This is a genomic window from Streptomyces taklimakanensis, assembly GCF_009709575.1.
Taxonomy (GTDB): Bacteria; Actinomycetota; Actinomycetes; order Streptomycetales; family Streptomycetaceae; genus Streptomyces; species Streptomyces taklimakanensis.
Map to the genome: position 1 here is coordinate 2,787,346 of NZ_WIXO01000001.1, position 18,446 is coordinate 2,805,791.

Sequence of the window (18,446 nt, forward strand, 5' to 3'; positions counted from 1 at the left end):
GGGAGGCGCGGAGGCCCGGAGGCGGGGTCGGCCGGCGGCCGCCGGCCGACCGCCGTCAGTCGCGCACCGGCTCGACGGCCAGCCCCTCCTTCTCCGGCTTCTCCGGATCGACGTCCACCCGGACGGTGTCGCCGTCGCGGACCTCTCCCGCCAGGATCTTCCGGGCGAGCAGGTCGCCGATCGCCGTCTGCACCAGGCGGCGCAGCGGCCGGGCGCCGTAGGCCGGGTCGTTGCCCTCCACCGCCAGCCAGTCCAGGGCGGCGTCGGTGACGTCGAGGGTGAGGCGGCGCTCGGCCAGGCGCCGGGCGAGGGCGTCGATCTGGAGCCGTGCGATGCGGCGCAGCTCCTCGCCGCTGAGCGCGGAGAAGACCACCAGGTCGTCCAGTCGGTTGAGGAACTCGGGCCGGAAGGAGGCACGGACGGTGGCCATGACCTTCTCCCGCTTCTCCTCCTCGTCGACCGTGGGCTCCATCAGGTACTGGCTGCCGAGGTTGGAGGTCAGGATGAGGATGGCGTTGCGGAAGTCCACCGTCCGCCCCTGCCCGTCGGTCAGCCGGCCGTCGTCGAGCACCTGGAGCAGGACGTCGAAGACCTCGTGGTGGGCCTTCTCCACCTCGTCCAGCAGCACCACGCTGTACGGGCGCCGCCGCACCGCCTCGGTGAGCTGACCGCCCTCCTCGTAGCCGACGTAGCCGGGGGGCGCGCCGACGAGCCGGGCCACCGAGTGCTTCTCGCCGTACTCGCTCATGTCGATGCGGACCATGGCCCGCTCGTCGTCGAAGAGGAAGTCGGCGAGCGCCTTGGCCAGCTCGGTCTTCCCGACGCCCGTCGGGCCGAGGAACATGAACGAGCCGGTGGGCCGGTCGGGGTCGGCGATCCCGGCGCGGGAGCGGCGCACGGCGTCGGAGACGGCGCGCACCGCCTCGGTCTGCCCGATCAGCCGCCTGCCCAGCTCCTCCTCCATGCGCAGCAGCTTCTTCGTCTCGCCCTCCAGCAGCCGGCCGGCGGGGATGCCCGTCCAGGAGGCGACGACATCGGCGATGTCGTCCGAGCCGACCTCCTCCTTGACCATGGTGTCGCGGTCGTCGCGGTCGGCCTCCTGCTCGGCCGCGGAGGCCTCCTCCAGTTCGCGCTCCAGGGTGGGAATCTCGCCGTACAGCAGCTTGGAGGCGGTCTCGAAGTCGCCGTCGCGCTGGGCGCGCTCGGCCCGGCCGCGCAGTTCGTCCAGCTTCTCCTTCAGCTCGCCGACGCGGTTGAGGCCCTGCTTCTCCTTCTCCCAGCGGGCGGTCAGGCCGCGCAGCTCCTCCTCCCGGTCGGCCAGCTCCCGGCGGAGCCGCTCCAGCCGCTCGCGGGAGGCCGCGTCGCTCTCGCCGGCCAGCGCCAGCTCCTCCATCTTCAGCCGGTCCACGGCGCGCTGGAGCTCGTCGATCTCGACGGGCGAGGAGTCGATCTCCATGCGCAGCCGGGAGGCGGCCTCGTCCACGAGGTCGATGGCCTTGTCCGGCAGGAAGCGGGAGGTGATGTAGCGGTCGGAGAGGGCGGCGGCGGCCACCAGCGCCCCGTCGGCGATCTGCACCTTGTGGTGGGCCTCGTAGCGGCCCTTGAGGCCGCGCAGGATGGCGATGGTGTCCTCGACGGTGGGCTCGGCGACCAGCACCTGTTGGAAGCGGCGCTCCAGGGCCGGGTCCTTCTCGATCCGCTCGCGGTACTCGTCCAGCGTGGTCGCGCCGACCATGCGCAGCTCACCGCGGGCCAGCATCGGCTTGAGCATGTTGCCCGCGTCCATCGCCGAGTCGCCGCCGGCTCCCGCGCCCACCACGGTGTGGAGCTCGTCGATGAAGGTGACGATCCGGCCGTCGCTGTCCTTGATCTCCGCCAGGACGGACTTGAGCCGCTCCTCGAACTCGCCCCGGTACTTGGCGCCGGCGACCATCGCGCCCAGGTCCAGGGCCACCAGGCGCTTGTTCCTCAGCGACTCGGGGACGTCGCCCTTGACCATGCGCTGTGCCAGGCCCTCCACGACGGCGGTCTTGCCGACGCCGGGCTCGCCGATGAGCACCGGGTTGTTCTTGGTGCGCCGCGAGAGGACCTGCACCACGCGGCGGATCTCCTGGTCACGGCCGATGACCGGGTCGAGCCGGCCCTCGCGCGCGGCGGCGGTCAGGTCGGTTCCGAACTTCTCCAGCGCCTTGTAGGTGCCCTCCGGGTCGGCGGTGGTGACGCGCCGGCCGCCGCGGCTCTTCTCGAAGGCGTCCAGCAGCGCCGCGGCGGTGGCGCCCTGCCGTTCGAGCAGCGTGCCCGTCCGGCCGCCCTTGGCGGCGAGCCCGATGAGCAGGTGCTCGGTGGAGACGTAGACGTCGCCCAGCTCCCCGGCCCGTCGAGAGGCGTCGGCCAGGACGGCCATCAGGTCGCGGTCGGGCTGCGGCCGGGCGACGGTGGAGCCCTGCACGCTGGGCAGCTCACCCAGCAGCCGCTCGACGCCGGAGCGCAGGGCCGCCTGGTCGGCCTCGACGGCCGCGAGCAGATCCTGGATGTTCTCGTTCTCCCGGCCCTCCAGCAGGGCCAGCAGCAGGTGTGCCGGGGTGATGTTCGGGTGCCCGCCGGTGAGGGCGCGGTTGTCGGCCGCGCTGATCGCGTCCCGGCTCCTGTTCGTCAGCTCGGCGTCCACGGGTGCCTGCTCCTCCTCTGTCGCCAACTCTGCATATGACAGCATGCAGTAAGTTGAGTCTATTCCACTCAAGGGTGGAACGGGAGGCACCTCGGGATAGTTTCCGGGTCATGGCACGGCACACCGGGCGGGACGCGCCCCACACCCCCCAGGACGGAACGCCGGACGAATCACCGGACGGCGCGCCACGGCGCGGTCGGCGGGACCCCCGTCGCCCGGAGGACGCCTACCTCGCCTTCTGGCGCGAACGTCACCTGTGCACCCTCACCACGCTCCGCCCGGACGGGACGCCGCACGTGGTGCCCGTCGGGGTGACGTACGACCCGGAGGCCGGGGTGGCGCGGATCATCACCCGCCGCTCCAGCACCAAGGTCGCCAACGTGTCGGCCGCCGCGGACCGGCCCGGCGGCGCCCGGGCCGCCGTCTGCCAGGTGGACCGCGGGCGGTGGGCCACCCTGGAGGGCACCGCGACCGTGCGCACCGACCCGGAGGCGGTCGCGGACGCCGAGGCCCGGTACGCCGAGCGCTACCACCGCGTCCCGTCGCCCAACCCGGAGCGGGTGGTGATCGAGATCGCCGTGGACCGGGCGATGGGCGGCGTCTGACCGGCCGCAGCGCCCCGACCGTGCGGCCGGGGGCGGAACGGCGCGGCGCCGCCCCGCCCGGTCGCACAAGCGGGCGGAGCGGCGGTCCGGGGGAGACGGGTCCGGGGCCGGCCGGTCAGCGGCGTCCCGCCGCCTCCAGCAGCTTCCGCGCCGTCTCCGGGAAGGGGCGGCCCAGCACCCGGCCCCGGTCGTCGCCGACGGAGACCACGGCCACCACCGTGCCGGACTGGCTCTTTACGTCGTAGTCCTGGAGCCACGGGCCGCCGCTGGATCCCTGCGTCAGGTCGCAGGACTCCAACAGCAGACCGCCCACGTTCGGCTGCTGGGTGTCGCGCTCGGTCAGCAGCGAGGGGACGCCGGAGCAGTGGCCGAGGGTCTCGCCGTCGTACGGCTCGCCGGCCGGGTAGCCCATGGCCACGGTCGGCCGGGAGGCGTCGACGGGTTCGAAGGCGACGCGGTTGGCGCCGACGACCTCCTGGAGCGTCCGCCCGTCCCGGCGCTCGACGGTCAGGAAGGCGTAGTCGTGCGGCAGGGCCTGGGGCAGCCGACCGCGCCGCCAGGCGGGCTCCAGGTGCGCCGACGTCACGCGCCAGCCGTCCCGGGCGGCGTTCGTGGTGCCGTTGCGGTCGTAGGCGGGCACGAACCAGGCCTGTTCCCATCGGGGTTCTCCGGGGTTGTGGACGCAGTGCGCGGCGGTGACGACGACGCTCCCGTTGGGAGCGTCCACGACGGCGCCGGAACAGGCGAGCAACTGACCGTCCGGGTAGCTGCCGACGAGCTTCCCGACGGTCCGCACCGTGCCGCCCGGCCACGGCGCGCGCACCCGCGTGGGGACGGTGCCGCCCTGGCCCACGAGGGAGGCGGTCCGGGCCGCGGGGCCGTGCGCCGGCCCGGCCGCGGAGGCGTTCGGCGGAGCGACGCCCAGGAGGGCGGCAGAGGTCGCGACGGTGACGAGTCCGGCTATGACAGCACGTATCTTGGCCATGTCCACACGCTGCGCGCCGACGGCGCCCGAACGCCATCCGCACACCGCCACGCGGGTGGCGGCGGAGCTCCGTCCGGGTGGAAGCGGGCGGCCCCGCACATACCGGAGCGCGCGTTCGGGCGCGCTCCGCACCGTCCGCCGGTGGGTGCCGGCGGGCGCCTGGCGGGCATCCGACGCACACGGTCACCCCCGGACGCGCCGGGGCCCGGACGGCGTGCCGTCCGGGCCCCGGGAACGAGCGCGCGCCGGCACCGAGGGCACCGGGCCACCGCCGTCCGCGTCAGTCCCCGCCGCGCTGCGGCCGCCAGACCACCAACGCGCTGGACTGCTGCACGTCCTGGTAGGGCACCAGGTCACGGCGGTAGGAGGCGTGCACCTGCGCCTCGCGCTGGCGCATGGCCACCGCCGCGCCCTCGACCGCCTGCTGGAGTTCGGCGACCTTGGCCTGGAGGGCCGCGACCTGGTTCTCCAACTCGATGATGCGCTTGATGCCCGCGAGGTTGATGCCCTCGTCCTGCGACAGCCGCTGCACCTGCCGCAGCATCTGGATGTCACGGGCCGAGTAGCGCCGGCCGCGCCCGGCGGTGCGATCGGGGGAGACGAGACCGAGCCGGTCGTACTGCCGCAGCGTCTGTGGGTGGAGCCCGGAGAGCTGCGCCGCCACGGAGATGACGTAGACGGGTGAGTCGTCCGTCAGCTCGTAGGGGTTGACGCGCCCCCGTCCCTGGCCCTGTCGTCCGCGGCCGTAGCCGTCCATATCGGTCATTCTCCCTTCGCGGCCTCGAACAGCGCCGCCCGCGGGTCCTCTCCCGCGGTCGCTTCACGGTAGGACTCCAGCAGGTCCCGTGCCTTGTCGCCCAGCTTCTTCGGGACCGTCACCTCTATGGTGACCAACAGGTCGCCCCGAGTGCCATCCTTGCGCACCGTTCCCTTGCCCCGGGCGCGCATCGTCCGACCGCTCGGAGTACCGGCCGGCAGCCTGAGAGTGACCGGCGGACCGCCCAGCGTGGGCACCCTGATCTCGCCGCCGAGCGCCGCCTCCGGGAAGGTGACGGGCACGGTGACGGTCAGGTTGTCGCCCTTGCGGCCGAAGACCGGGTGCGGTTCGACATGGACCACCACGTACAGGTCTCCGTTCGGTCCGCCGCGCTCGCCCGGCGCGCCCTTGCCGCGCAGCCGGATCCGCTGCCCGTCCGAGACGCCCGCGGGGATGCGGACCTGCATCGTGCGGGAGCTCGTCGCCCGACCGCTGCCCTTGCAGACGTCGCACGGGTTCTCGGCGATCAGGCCCCGGCCCTTGCAGTCCACGCACGGGTCGGTGAGCGAGAAGCCGCCCCCGCCGCCGCGGCTGACCTGGCCGGTGCCCACGCAGGTCGGGCAGACCCGCGGGGTGCCGTTCTTGTCGCCGGTGCCCGAGCAGGCCTTGCACGCCGCCGAGCTGGACATCCGCAGCGGGACCGTGGCCCCGTCCACCGCCTCGGTGAAGCTGAGCGTCACCTCGGACTCGATGTCCTGGCCCCGGCGCGGCTGGGTGCGCGCGCCCGGGCCCCGGCCGCCGAACAGGCCGCCGAAGACGTCGCCGAGGCCGCCGCCGAAGCCGCCCGCGCCTCCTCCGCCGCCGCCTCCGCCCTGGGCGCCTCCGAAGAGGTCGCCCAGGTCGAAGTTGAAGCCGCCGGGGCCGCCCGACGGACCGGCGCGGAAACCGCCGGCGCCGAACAGGGCGCGCGCCTCGTCGTACTCCTTGCGGCGTTTGGGGTCCCCGAGGACGTCGGCGGCCTCGGAGATCTCCTTGAAGCGCTCCTCGGCCTTGGTGTCGCCCTTGTTGGCGTCCGGGTGGTACTCGCGGGCGAGCTTCCGGTACGCCTTCTTGATCTCCGCCTCGGTGGCGTCCTTCGGGACGCCGAGGATCTTGTAGTAGTCCTTCTCCACGAAGTCCTTCGTACTCATCCCCGGCGTCCCTCCTCTCGGTCTTCCCTCGCGTCAGCCCTGCTCGGGGCCACCGCTCTCCTCATCGGCTGCCGTCTCCGCCTGCTGTTCCCCGTCGCCCTTGGCGGGCTGGGCACCGGGCTGCGGTTCGGCGACCCCGACCCGCGCGGGGCGGATCGTGCGCTCGCCGATGCGATACCCGGGCTGGAGGATCTGCACGCACGTCGTCTCGGTGACATCGGGCGAGTAGGAGTGCATCAGCGCCTCGTGCACCGTCGGATCGAAGGGCTCGCCCTCCTTCCCGAACTGCTGCAGACCCATCTTCGCCACGACCGTCTCCAGCGACTCGGCCACCGACTTGAAGCCGCCGACCAGCTCGCCGTGGTCCCGCGCGCGGCCGATGTCGTCGAGCACCGGAAGCAGCTCGGTCAGCACGTTGGCGATCGCGACCTCCTTGACCGCCGCCCGGTCCCGCTCGACCCGACGGCGGTAGTTGGAGAACTCCGCCTGGAGCCGCTGGAGGTCCTGGGTGCGTTCGTTCAGCGCGCTGCGCGCCTGGTCGAGCTGCGCGGTCAGCGCGGCCCGCTCGGCGTCCCCGGCCGGGGCCTCCGGGCCCGCCTCCTCGGCGGGTCCGGAGGTCTGCGCGGCATCACCGGACTGCTGCTGTTCGGCCTGCTGTCCGCCGTGCTCCGCGGAGTCGGTGGGGACGTCGGGCTCCTGCTCGAAACCCGGGGTCTCCTCCGTCACGCTGCATCACCCTTGTTCGACTTGTCGTCGTCGACGATCTCGGCGTCCACCACGTCGTCCTCGCCGTCGGCCTTGGCCCCGGAGGCACCGGCGGCCCCGCCCGCGGCCTGCTGCCCCTGGGCGTCGGCGTAGAGCGCCTGGCCCAGCTTCTGGCTGGTGGAGGCGACCTTCTCCGACGCCTCGCGGATCGCGGCGGTGTCCTCGCCCTTGAGCTTCTCCTTCAGGTCGGCCACCGCGGACTCGACCTCGCTCTTCACGTCACCGGGAACCTTCTCCTCGTTGTCCTTGAGGAACTTCTCGGTGGTGTAGACGAGCTGCTCGGCCTGGTTGCGCGTCTCGGCGGCCTCGCGGCGGCGGTGGTCCTCCTCCGCGTACTGCTCGGCCTCGCGCATCATGCGCTCGATGTCGTCCTTCGGCAGCGCGGAGCCGCCGGTGACGGTCATGCGCTGCTCCTTGCCGGTACCGAGGTCCTTGGCGGAGACGTGCATGATGCCGTTGGCGTCGATGTCGAAGGTGACCTCGATCTGCGGGACGCCGCGCGGCGCCGGGGGCAGACCGGTCAGCTCGAACATGCCGAGCTTCTTGTTGTACGCGGCGATCTCGCGCTCGCCCTGGTAGACCTGGATCTGCACGCTGGGCTGGTTGTCCTCGGCCGTGGTGAAGATCTCCGAGCGCTTGGTCGGGATCGTGGTGTTGCGCTCGATCAGCTTGGTCATGATGCCGCCCTTGGTCTCGATGCCGAGGGACAGCGGGGTGACGTCCAGCAGCAGGACGTCCTTGACCTCGCCCTTGAGCACACCGGCCTGGAGGGACGCGCCGATGGCGACGACCTCGTCCGGGTTGACGCCCTTGTTGGCCTCCTTGCCGCCGGTCAGCTCCTTGACGAGCTCGGCGACGGCGGGCATGCGGGTGGAGCCGCCGACGAGGACCACGTGGTCGATCTCGGAGAGCTGGATGCCGGCGTCCTTGATCACGTTGTGGAACGGGATCTTGCAGCGCTCCAGCAGGTCCTGGGTCAGCTGCTGGAACTGGGCCCGGGTGAGCTTCTCGTCCATGTGCAGCGGGCCCTCGGCCGAGGCCGTGATGTAGGGCAGGTTGATGGTGGTCTCGGTCGAGCTGGAGAGCTCGATCTTCGCCTTCTCCGCCGCCTCGCGCAGGCGCTGGAGGGCCATCTTGTCCTTGGCGAGGTCCACGCCGTGGGCGCTCTGGAACTGCTTGACCAGGTAGTCGACGATCCGCTGGTCCCAGTCGTCGCCGCCGAGGTGGTTGTCGCCGTTGGTGGCCTTCACCTCCACGACGCCGTCGCCGATCTCCAGCAGCGAGACGTCGAACGTACCGCCACCGAGGTCGAAGACCAGGATCGTCTGGTCCTCCTTCTCCAGGCCGTAGGCCAGGGCGGCGGCGGTGGGCTCGTTCACGATGCGCAGGACGTTCAGGCCCGCGATCTCGCCGGCCTCCTTGGTGGCCTGGCGCTCATGGTCGTTGAAGTACGCCGGGACGGTGATCACGGCGTCGGTGACCTTCTCGCCCAGGTACGCCTCGGCGTCCCGCTTCAGCTTCTGCAGCACGAAGGCGCTGATCTGCTGGGGGTTGAAGTCCTTGCCGTCCAGGTTGATCTTCCAGTCGGTGCCCATGTGGCGCTTGACCGACCGGATCGTCCTGTCGACGTTGGTGACGGCCTGGCGCTTGGCGACCTCGCCGACCAGCACCTCGCCGTTCTTCGCGAAGGCCACAACGGACGGCGTGGTCCTGGCGCCCTCGGCGTTGGTGATGACGGTGGGCTCACCGCCTTCGAGAACACTGACGACGGAGTTCGTCGTACCCAGGTCGATGCCGACCGCACGTGCCATTTCGGGTTCCTCCAGCCATGCCTTGAGTAGATATGGCTCAAGGGTGCAGCAGGAGGGGAGTCAGCGTCAAGAGAGCTGAGTCGTGTTGACTCAACTCTCCTCTCGCAAGCCGGCTCACGCCGGACGACCACCCGTCACTCCGTCCACCCAACTCCCCCTGGACGCCCGGCCGTCGAGCCGCCCCTCGACCCGCCCCTCGACCCGCCCCGCGGAACGGGGGCGGCTCGCGCGCCCCCCGCGCACGGGAAATCGCACGGAACCCTCGCCGCGCCCCGGCCGCACCCCGACCCACCCCAGCGCCGGACTCATCCCTTTCTACAGGATTTAAGGGCAATTCAGCGGGTGCGAGGTCTATAGGATGGGCGTCCTCCCCGCGGTCGCTCCGGACGCCTCCGGCCTCCGCCCCGACCCCCCGGGGAGCCCCCGGGACACCCCCACCCGACAAGGGTCGCCTCAGCGACGCAGATCACCGTACGAGTGGCTACAGACGGCCGCCGGCAATGGGTAGTCTCGAACAGATCGGATAAGTTACCGCTTAGTAAGCTTGCAGCAGCAGGCATCGCCCCCGCAGGTTCGAGGAGCCGTCATGCAACTCGCCGCGATCGTCGTCTCGCTGGTACTCACCGCGGTCGGCGTTGCGCTCTTGGCCCGCGCCGTCGCGCAGATCTACCGGTTCGTGAAGCTCGGCCGGCCGGTACCGGCCGGCAGCCGCACCGACCATCCGAAGCAGCGCACGACCACCCTGGTCAAGGAGTTCCTCGGCCACACCCGGATGAACCGGTGGGGGATCGTCGGCGTCGCCCACTGGTTCGTCGCGATCGGCTTCCTGACCCTCCCGCCGACGCTCGCCCAGGCGTACGGACAGCTCTTCCGGGCCGACTGGACCCTTCCCGTCCTCGGCGGCTTCCTGCCGTTCGAGATGTACATCGAGTTCATCGGCCTGGCGACGGTCCTGGGCATCGCCGTCCTGATCGCGATCCGGCTGCTCAACCTGCCCACCCGCCCCGGCCGCAAGTCCCGCTTCGCCGGTTCGACGGCCTGGCAGGCGTACTTCGTCGAGTACGTCATCCTCACCATCGGTCTGGCGATCCTCGTGCTGCGCGGCCTGGAGGGCGCGATCCACCACGTCGAGGGCTACGAGGCGGCGTACTTCGTCTCCTACCCCCTGGTCGAGGCCTTCGACGGGCTGGAGACCGGCACGCTGCAGAACCTGATCTACTTCACCGCCATGGTCAAGATCGGCGTCTCGATGATCTGGATGATCACGGTGTCGCTCAACACCGCCATGGGCGTCGCCTGGCACCGCTTCCTGGCCTTCCCCAACATCTGGTTCAAGCGCGAGTCGAACGGCGAGGTGGCGCTCGGTCCGCTGCAGCCGATGACCTCGGGCGGCAAGCCGATCGACTTCGAGACCGTGTTCGACGACGAGGAGGAGGGCGAGGAGACCACCTTCGGCGTCTCCCAGGTCGAGCAGTTCTCCTGGAAGGGCATCCTCGACTTCTCCACCTGCACCGAGTGCGGTCGCTGCCAGTCGCAGTGCCCCGCCTGGAACACCGGCAAGCCGCTCTCCCCGAAGCTGCTGATCATGTCGCTGCGCGACCACGCGCACGCCAAGGCCCCCTACCTGCTGGCCGGCGGCGGCAAGACCGCGGAGGGCGAGGAGAAGGCGAGCGAGGAGCAGCTCGCGAACGTTCCGGCCGCCGCCCTGGCGGAGGCCGAGCGTCCGCTGGTCGGCACGCTGGAGGAGAACGGCGTCATCGACCCGGACGTGCTGTGGTCCTGCACCACCTGCGGCGCCTGCGTCGAGCAGTGCCCCGTCGACATCGAGCACGTCGACCACATCGTCGACATGCGCCGCTACCAGGTGATGATCGAGAGCTCCTTCCCGAGCGAGGCCGGGACGATGCTCAAGAACCTGGAGAAGAAGGGCAACCCCTGGGGCCTGGCCAAGAAGCAGCGGCTGGAGTGGACGAAGGAGTTCCAGCGGGAGACGGGCTTCGAGGTCCCGGTCGTCGGCAAGGACATCGAGGACCTGTCCGAGGTCGACTACCTGTACTGGGTCGGTTGCGCCGGCGCCCTGGAGGACCGGGCCAAGAAGACCACCAAGGCCTTCGCCGAACTGCTGCACATCGCGGGCGTGAAGTTCGCGATCATGGGCGGCGACGAGAAGTGCACCGGTGACTCCGCCCGCCGACTGGGCAACGAGTTCCTCTTCCAGCAGCTCGGCCAGGAGAACGTCGGGATGCTGAACATGGCCTTCGGCGAGTCCGAACCGGACGAGGACGGCACCGGGGGCGTCACCGTCGAGCGGTCCAAGAAGAAGATCGTCGCGACCTGCCCGCACTGCTTCAACACGATCGCCAACGAGTACCCGCAGCTCGGCGGGCACTACGAGGTCATCCACCACACGCAACTGCTCCAGCACCTCGTGGACGAGGGGAAGCTGGTGCCGGTCACCCCGGTCGAGGGTCTGATCACCTACCACGACCCGTGCTACCTGGGCCGCCACAACAAGGTCTACACGCCGCCGCGCGAGATCATCGGCAAGGTGCCCGGCCTGCGCAACGAGGAGATGCACCGCCACAAGGAGCGGGGCTTCTGCTGCGGCGCCGGCGGCGCGCGGATGTGGATGGAGGAGCGCATCGGCAAGCGCATCAACACCGAGCGCGTGGACGAGGCGCTCTCCCTCGACCCGGACATCGTCTCCACCGCCTGCCCGTTCTGCCTGGTGATGCTGACCGACTCGGTCAACGGCAAGAAGAACGAGGGCAAGGCCAAGGAGAGCGTCCAGGTCGTGGACGTGGCCCAGCTCCTGCTGGAGTCGGTGAAGACCCCCGCCGGGCCCGAGGGCACCAGCGGCGCGGAGTCCGCTCCCGAGCCCGAGCCCGCCACGTAGGCCACCGGACGACCCGTTCACCGGCGCGCACGGCCGGCCCCGCCTCCCGCGGGGCCGGCCGTCGCCGTGTGCGGGACCGGACGTCCGGGGCGCCCCGGGCACCCGGTCCCGCGCCGCGCCGGCGCCGCCCTGGTGCCACCCCCACCCGGCGCCGGGGGACGGCCACAGGGGGTTCCCCCAGGGGATGTCACATCTCGGCGGCAAAGCCCCTCCCACACCCCGCCCCACGGCCTCGCGCTCCGCCGGACGCGGTACGTTCGAGGGCGTGGCTGGATTCAGGATGGGACGCGGCCGGGACCCCCGGAACGCACAGCAGCATGGGCAGCACCCCCCGCAGCACCCCCCGCGGCAGGCGCCCGGAGCGCACGGGCAGCCGCCGTACGGTCCTCCCGGGCGACCCGGACCCGGCGGCCCCGGCCCCGGCGGGCCGGGGCAGCCCCTGTGGCGCCAGGGGGGCGACGGGCACGGCGAGCCGGAGTACTTCGGCGACCCCGGTCACGGCGGCCACGCGGGCCACGGCGGCCACGGCGGTCACGGCCACCCGGGGCACGGGCGGCCCGCCGGGCACGACCCGTACGCCGACACCCCCGGTCACACCCAGGTGTTCAGCCTCGGCGAGGCGCCCGACCACGGGGGCCCGGCCCCCCACCAGGGCGGCGACGGCTACACCGCCGGCAGCACCTACGGCGCCGGGCAGCCGACGGCACCCACCGGACCGCGGCCGCACTGGAAGCAGCTGCTGAGCGGGATCGTGCTGCGCCCCGACGCCACCTTCTGGCGGATGCGCGACCACTCGGTGTGGGGCCCCGCGCTGATCGTCACCTTCCTCTACGGCCTGCTCGCCGTCTTCGGCTTCGGCGAGGCCCGCGAGGACGCGATCAACTCCACCCTCTCCAACGCCGTCCCGTACGTGCTGATCACCGGCGTGGCCGTGGTGGTCTCCGCCCTGCTGATGGGCGTGGTCACCCACACCCTGGCCCGTCAGCTCGGCGGCAACGGCCTGTGGGCGCCGACGGTCGGCCTGTCGATGCTGATCATGTCGCTCACGGACGCCCCCCGGCTGCTGCTGGCGATGTTCCTGGGCGGCGACGCCTCGGTGGTCCAGGTCGTGGGCTGGATCACCTGGCTCGCGGCGGGGGCGCTGCTGACCCTGATGGTCCGCCGCTCCCACGAGTTGCCCTGGCCGAAGGCGCTGGGCGCCTCCGCCATCCAACTGGTGGCGCTCCTGGCCCTGTTCAAGCTCGGCACACTGTAGGAGCGCTGCGGGAGCGCCGTAGGGGCGCCGAACTCCACGGTGCGCCACGGCACCGGTCGACGTGGCGGGGCCCGCGCGGCGCGCGGGCCCCGGCCCTTCTCCCCCGGGGTCCCGTCCCCCGGGATCCCGGCCCTGTGTTCTTCCTCCAGGGTCTGCGTGCGGCCCGACCGGCCCGACCGGTTCAGCCCTCCCGGACGAACCGTTGCCGGTCGGATCCGTCACACGGCCGAAGCCGCACGGTCTCGCGCGGCCCCGGCGCCGTCAGGCACAGCTCCCGGGCCGCCTCCGGCCGGAGGGTGTCGCCGTCCCGGACGAAGCGCCGGCCGGCGCCGCCGTGGCAGTCGTACAACCGGACGGCCACCCCCGCCTCGTGACGACCGCCCGGCACGTCCACGCACCGGTCGTGGGTGAGCTCGACGTGGAGGGCACGCTGCTCGGCGTCGTACCACCAGCCCTGGTGCCGGCCGCCGTCGCAGTCGCCCAGGCGCACCGGCGTCCCGTTCCGGCCGGTGGTCCCGTCGACGCCCAGGCAGGTGGACCAGGCGACGTTCCGCAGGGGCGCGAAGTGGTCGTCCCACGCCCCCGCGTACAGCGCGGGCGACCCCGTGCCGGCGGCGTCGGCGCACGACGCCTCACGCGCCTCCGTCCCGTGCAGCCGCGTCAGACAGGCGGCGAAGGCGCCGTGCCCGCGGTGGTTGGGGTGGAAGGACTGGCGCACGGAGTTGAAGTCCGGCGGGAAGGGATTGGTCGGATCCACCCACAGCCCGCGCGCCCGGGGGGCCTCCATGCACACCTCGTGACCGTGGAAGAGCCGCGAGGCGTCCAGGAACGTGACGCCGGCGCGCCGGGCGGCCTCGCGCATCCCGGTGGCGAACAGCGGCACGGCGTGGTCACGCGCCCAGCGGGCGTCCTCGTCGTGGACGGTGCAGCCGCCGGGGAGCTTCCCCCGGTAGTGGGGGTTGTCGCGGACGTCGGGGCCGATGGGGCCGGGATAGCCGAGCAGTACGAGCCGGTAGTCGTCGTCGGCGTAGCCCGCCTCCCGCATCACGGTCCGCAGGTCGCGCGCGGTCCGCTCGACCTTGGGCACCAGGCCGTCGATCCGGGCCTGCCAGCCGTCGGCGTAGGTGGGGGCGCACGGGCCCCGGAGCAGGAACCAGCGCGCCACGCAGTCGGTCATCACCGGGCCGAACCGCAGGTCGTCGTTGGCGCCCACGACCAGCAGCACCATCGACAGCCGCGTGGTGCGGGCGGCGATCGCCAGGCTGTCGCTCTGCACCAACTCGTCGGCGTACTGCTTCCGTCCGCCGATGCGGACGTTGTCGGTGGACGCTCCGGAACACGCCACGTTGTACGTGACGTCCACGGGGATGCCGGTGCGGTGGACGGCGGCGTCGGGCGAGCGGTGGCACCAGTTGTCGGGGCCGTCCGTGCCCGGCTCGTACGTGCCAACGCCCTCGCCGGAGATCTCGCTGTCGCCCAGGGAGATCAGCGCGGTCTTCCGCTCCTCCACGGGACGCGGCGCGGGGTCGCCGTACAGCGCTCGGGCCCACTCGGCGCGGATCTCCTCCAGCTCGGGCGGCAGCGGGACGGCCCGCCGGGCCGCCGGCCGGTCGGTCGCCGCGGCGGGCGCCGCCGCCAGGAGCCCGGTCAGGGTGGTCAGCGCCGCGACGGCGGCCAGGGCGCCGCGCACCGCGCGCGTCCGGCGGCCGCGTGCCTCCCCGCCTCCACCCGTCGTCCCTCGCCGTCCTACGAGCCGTCTCGCACGTTCCATGGGGGCTCCCTCTCCGGGGGCAACACCAGTTACCCACGGTATTTACCTGCTGTCGGACCGTTCCGAAACCCCCCGCGTACGCGTCAGTCGGCCAGGTCGCGGCAGCGCATCGCGAACAGCGCCGTGGCCGCGTCCACCGGGCGCGTGGGATCGAGGCCGGTCAACTCGGTGAACCGACGCAACCGGTTGAGGACGGTGTTGCGGTGGCAGTACAGCGCGCCGGAGGTCTCGGCGACCGACCCGGAACCGCAGTACACGACCACCGTCTCCAGCAGCCGCTCCCGCTCGTGCGGCGGCAGCGGGTCCAGCGCGGAGAGCACCGAGTCGCCCAGCATCCCCGCCACCGGCCCCAGCCCGGCCGCGGCCACCGGCATCCAGGCATCGGTCAGCGTCACCGGCCCGGCGACGTCCGGGTCCATCACCACGGCCACCGCCTCCGCCGCCCGGACGACCTCCGGCACCCTGGCCAGCCCGTGCGCCGGCGGACCGACCGCGCACGGCACATCCTCCAGCCAGGACGGCGGTGGGGCCTCGACGCCGCGCGGCAGTCGGGCGACGAGCACCAGCATCCCCTGGTGTTGCTGCAGATGGGTGGTGTGGCCCGTCATCCGGCCGGCCACCGCGCGCCGCATCGCGTCCTGGGAGGCGGGAGGCGCGATCGCCACCGCGAACACGTCCTGGGCGCTCACCCTCAGCAGGGTCGCCACCTGGGCGACGAGTTGCTGGTCCCGGCCGTCGGACGACAGCAGCCGCCCCATCAGGGCCGTCCGCTGCCGCTCCTGCTCCCGGGCGAGCACGGCCACCTCGTCCAGGTAGGCGGCGTGCACGTGCACCGTGTGGAACTCCACCGCCTCCCACACCCGCACCGCGCCGCGCGTCAGTTCCGGCAGCTCCTCGGGCGCCACCCGCTCCAGGAAGACCGTCCAGATCACCCGGAAGTCCATCCGCACCGCCTGCAGCAGCTTCTCCAGCGGCACCCCCTGGTGGGCCCGGCGACGCCCCAGCCGCTCGGGCACCGCCCGCAGCTCCTCGCGCAGCGGCAACCCGCCGATCAGCCGCAGCAGCAGCTCGAAGGAGTCGCGGGCGGTGTCACGGAGGTCCTCGGGGGCGACGGTGGAGCGGTAGTCCTCGAAGTCGGAGACCTCGGCGACGTACCGGCCCACCAGGTCGTCCAGGTGGTCCAGGCAGTCGCGGGCCAGCCGGCGCAGCCGGGCGTGGACGGCCTCGTCCGACCCGCCGGCCGAGGACGGCGAATTGTGCATGTGCCCATTATCGGAGCCGCAGCTCGAAGCGTCCCGTCATTGTTCGTCCCCTCGCCCGAGGGGCACGCTGCTGGGCATACCGGAAAAGCCCGAGGCCCGGCGGAGCCGCCGACGGCCGCACCCGACTCCGAGGGAACACTCCCATGCACCTGACACCGCGCGAGCAGGAGAGGCTCACCCTGTTCACCGCCGCCGAGCTGGCCCGCAGGCGGCTGGCGCGCGGCGCGCGGCTGGGCGCCACCGAGGCCGTCGCCCTGGTCTGCGACGAGATCCTGGAGATGGCCTGGGACGGCACGCCCCTGGAGGAGGTCGTCGAGCGCGCGGCGCGCGTCGTCCCCCGCGACCGGCTGCTGCCCGGCGTGCCCGAGGCGGTGCCGAGCGTCCAGGTCGAGGCCCTCTTCCCGCACGGCACCAGCCTCGTCCACGTCCCCGAGCCGTTCGGCCCGGCCGACCCGCACGGTCCCGGCGGCGTCCTGGTCGCCGGGGGCGCCGAGCAGGACGCCGAGCTGGCGCCCGGCCGGCCCCGCCGCACCCTGACCGTCACCAACCGCGGCCCCCGGCCGGTCTGGGTCTCCTCGCACTTCCCCCTGGAGGAGGCCAACACCGCCCTGGAGTTCGACCGCGAGGCCGCCCGCGGCCACCGGCTGGACGTCCCGGCCGGCACCTCGGTCGAGTTCACGCCCGGCCGCACCCGCTCCGTCACCGTCGTCGCACGAGGAGGTGACCGGCGATGAGCCGGATGCCCCGGGAGGCCTACGCCTCCCTCTACGGCCCCACCACCGGCGACCTGGTCCGCCTGGCCGACACCGACCTGTGGGTGCGCGTCGAGGCCGACGACACCGAACCCGGCGAGGAGCTGCTCGGCGGCTGCGGCAAGACCGCCCGCGACGGGCTGCTGGTCACCGGCCGCGCCCCGCGCGAGAGCGCCCTGGACATGGTGGTCCTCGGCGTCGTCGTCATGGACCCGCTGCTGGGCGTCCGCAAGACCAACATCGGCATCAAGGACGGCCGGATCGTCGGCGTGGGACGGGCCGGCAACCCCGACACCACCGACGGCGTCGAGCTGGTCGTCGACTCCCACACCGCGATGATCACCGGTGAGGGCCTGATCGCCACCCCCGGCACCGTCGACTCCCACGTCCACCTCTCCAGCCCCGAGGTGGTGCCCGCCGCGCTGTCCGCCGGGGTCACCTCCCTGGTCGGCATGGGCATCGGCGGCGTGTGGGACGTGGGCGCCAACCCCGCGTACAACCTGCACAGCCTCATCGAGGGCTGGCGCGACGCCCCGATCAACGTGGCGTTCCTGGCCCGCGGCTCGTCCTCCTCGCGGGAGTTGCTGGAGCGCGCCGTCCTCGCCGGAGCCGGCGGCTTCAAGATCCACGAGGACTGGGGCGCCACCCCCCGGATCGTCGACACCTGCCTGGGCGTCGCCGAGGAGACCGACCTGCCGGTCGCGCTGCACACCGACACCCTCAACGAGTCCGGCTACCTCTGCGACACCCTCGACGCCACCCGCGGCCGGACGGTGCACGCCTACCACGTCGAGGGCGGCGGCGGACACCCGGACCTGCTGGAGATCGTCTCCCGGCCGCACGTGTTGACCTCCTCCACCACCCCCACCCTGCCGCTCACCCCGGCCACCGTCGCCGAGCTGCTGCCGATGACGCTCACCGTGCACCGCGGCCACCACGGTCTGGACAGCGACCTGTCCATCGCCGCCGGTCGGGTGCGCGAACACGCCATCGCCGCCGAGAACGCCCTGCACGACCTGGGCGCCATCAGCATCGTCAACTCCGACTCCATGGGCATGGGGCGCATCGCCGAGACCGCCCGCCGCACCTGGCAGCTCGCCCACGTCCAGGCCCACCTGGCGGGCGAGACCGGGCCGGAGCACGTCAACAACGAGCGGGTGTTGCGCTACCTCGCCAAGATCACCCTCAACCCCGCCATCGCCCACGGAATGGCCCACGAGGTGGGCTCCCTGCGCCCCGGCCGCCTGGCCGACGTCGTCCTGTGGCGCCCGGCGACCTTCGGCGCCCAGCCCGAACTGGTGCTGAAGTCCGGATTCGTCGCCTGGGGCCTGTCCGGCTCGGGCTCCGGCTCCACCCGCCTGACCCAGCCGCGGGTGATGAAGCCCTACTTCGGCGGACTGGGCGGGGCACCGCGCCGGCTGTCCACCGTCTTCGTCTCCGAGACCTGCCTGGCCGACCGCGCCGCCGCCGACGCCCTGCCCCGCGGAGTGCGCTACACCGCCCTGCGCGACAGCCGCGGCCTGGAGAGGGCCGACATGGTGGCCAACACCGCCGTACCGGACGTACGGGTGCCCACCACACCCGACGCCGTCCTCGTCGACGGCCGCCCCGTCGATGTCCACCACGCCGCCGAACTGCCGCTCACCCGGCTCCAGAACCTCGCCTGACCCGGCCGAACCGGCCCCGCGGCCGACCCGGAGGAACCGGAAGAACCCGGAGAACCACCCCG

Annotated in this window: 13 protein-coding genes; 5 read left to right on the forward strand and 8 right to left on the reverse strand. The window is 72.7% G+C overall.

Annotated features, from left to right (window positions below; all coding sequences use genetic code 11):
- Window positions 1-55: 55 nt before the first annotated feature.
- Window positions 56-2,668 carry an ATP-dependent chaperone ClpB gene (gene clpB, locus F0L17_RS12130; RefSeq protein ID WP_162466798.1) on the reverse strand — a complete coding sequence of 871 codons (2,613 nt, stop codon included), beginning with the start codon at window positions 2,666-2,668 and terminating at the stop codon, window positions 56-58.
- A 110-nt stretch (window positions 2,669-2,778) separates the two neighbouring features.
- Between clpB and F0L17_RS12135 the strand changes: the two genes are divergently transcribed.
- The gene (locus tag F0L17_RS12135) at window positions 2,779-3,273 is read left to right on the forward strand and encodes a pyridoxamine 5'-phosphate oxidase family protein (RefSeq protein ID WP_155071082.1); all 495 of its coding nucleotides are present in this window, start codon (window positions 2,779-2,781) and stop codon (window positions 3,271-3,273) included.
- A 115-nt stretch (window positions 3,274-3,388) separates the two neighbouring features.
- Here F0L17_RS12135 and F0L17_RS12140 read toward each other — a convergent pair whose 3' ends face one another.
- The 5 genes from F0L17_RS12140 to dnaK form a co-directional block, all read right to left on the reverse strand.
- Window positions 3,389-4,258 carry a trypsin-like serine peptidase gene (locus F0L17_RS12140; RefSeq protein ID WP_155071083.1) on the reverse strand — a complete coding sequence of 290 codons (870 nt, stop codon included), beginning with the start codon at window positions 4,256-4,258 and terminating at the stop codon, window positions 3,389-3,391.
- 280 nt (window positions 4,259-4,538) lie between these two features.
- On the reverse strand, window positions 4,539-5,015 hold the full coding sequence (locus F0L17_RS12145; RefSeq protein ID WP_155073532.1) for a heat shock protein transcriptional repressor HspR: 477 nt from the start codon (window positions 5,013-5,015) through the stop codon (window positions 4,539-4,541).
- 5 nt (window positions 5,016-5,020) lie between these two features.
- Window positions 5,021-6,205 (reverse strand): molecular chaperone DnaJ, encoded by a 1,185-nt coding sequence (dnaJ, locus tag F0L17_RS12150; RefSeq protein ID WP_155071084.1) that lies wholly within the window; start codon window positions 6,203-6,205, stop codon window positions 5,021-5,023.
- A 33-nt stretch (window positions 6,206-6,238) separates the two neighbouring features.
- Complete coding sequence (grpE, locus tag F0L17_RS12155) at window positions 6,239-6,931, reverse strand: nucleotide exchange factor GrpE (protein ID WP_162466105.1); 693 nt, start codon at window positions 6,929-6,931, stop codon at window positions 6,239-6,241.
- Entirely contained in the window at window positions 6,928-8,781 is a 1,854-nt protein-coding gene (gene dnaK / locus F0L17_RS12160; protein WP_155071085.1) for a molecular chaperone DnaK, read from the reverse strand. The genes grpE and dnaK overlap by 4 nt, the downstream gene beginning before the upstream one ends.
- 586 nt (window positions 8,782-9,367) lie before the next feature.
- Here dnaK and F0L17_RS12165 point away from each other — a divergent pair.
- The gene (locus tag F0L17_RS12165) at window positions 9,368-11,677 is read left to right on the forward strand and encodes a (Fe-S)-binding protein (RefSeq protein ID WP_155071086.1); all 2,310 of its coding nucleotides are present in this window, start codon (window positions 9,368-9,370) and stop codon (window positions 11,675-11,677) included.
- A 265-nt stretch (window positions 11,678-11,942) separates the two neighbouring features.
- On the forward strand, window positions 11,943-12,932 hold the full coding sequence (locus F0L17_RS12170) for a Yip1 family protein (protein WP_338018055.1): 990 nt from the start codon (window positions 11,943-11,945) through the stop codon (window positions 12,930-12,932).
- A gap of 181 nt (window positions 12,933-13,113) precedes the next feature.
- Here the strand turns inward: F0L17_RS12170 and F0L17_RS12175 are convergent, their stop codons facing one another.
- Both F0L17_RS12175 and F0L17_RS28055 read right to left on the reverse strand, forming a co-directional pair.
- Window positions 13,114-14,703 (reverse strand): ricin-type beta-trefoil lectin domain protein, encoded by a 1,590-nt coding sequence (locus tag F0L17_RS12175; protein WP_155071088.1) that lies wholly within the window; start codon window positions 14,701-14,703, stop codon window positions 13,114-13,116.
- An 83-nt stretch (window positions 14,704-14,786) separates the two neighbouring features.
- The gene (locus tag F0L17_RS28055) at window positions 14,787-15,965 is read right to left on the reverse strand and encodes a PucR family transcriptional regulator (RefSeq protein ID WP_155071089.1); all 1,179 of its coding nucleotides are present in this window, start codon (window positions 15,963-15,965) and stop codon (window positions 14,787-14,789) included.
- A gap of 143 nt (window positions 15,966-16,108) precedes the next feature.
- Here F0L17_RS28055 and ureA point away from each other — a divergent pair, with 143 nt between their 5' ends.
- Both ureA and F0L17_RS12190 read left to right on the forward strand, forming a co-directional pair.
- The gene (gene ureA, locus F0L17_RS12185) at window positions 16,109-16,699 is read left to right on the forward strand and encodes an urease subunit gamma (RefSeq protein WP_155071090.1); all 591 of its coding nucleotides are present in this window, start codon (window positions 16,109-16,111) and stop codon (window positions 16,697-16,699) included.
- Window positions 16,696-18,384 carry an urease subunit alpha gene (locus F0L17_RS12190; RefSeq protein WP_155071091.1) on the forward strand — a complete coding sequence of 563 codons (1,689 nt, stop codon included), beginning with the start codon at window positions 16,696-16,698 and terminating at the stop codon, window positions 18,382-18,384. The genes ureA and F0L17_RS12190 overlap by 4 nt, the downstream gene beginning before the upstream one ends.
- Window positions 18,385-18,446: the final 62 nt, after the last annotated feature.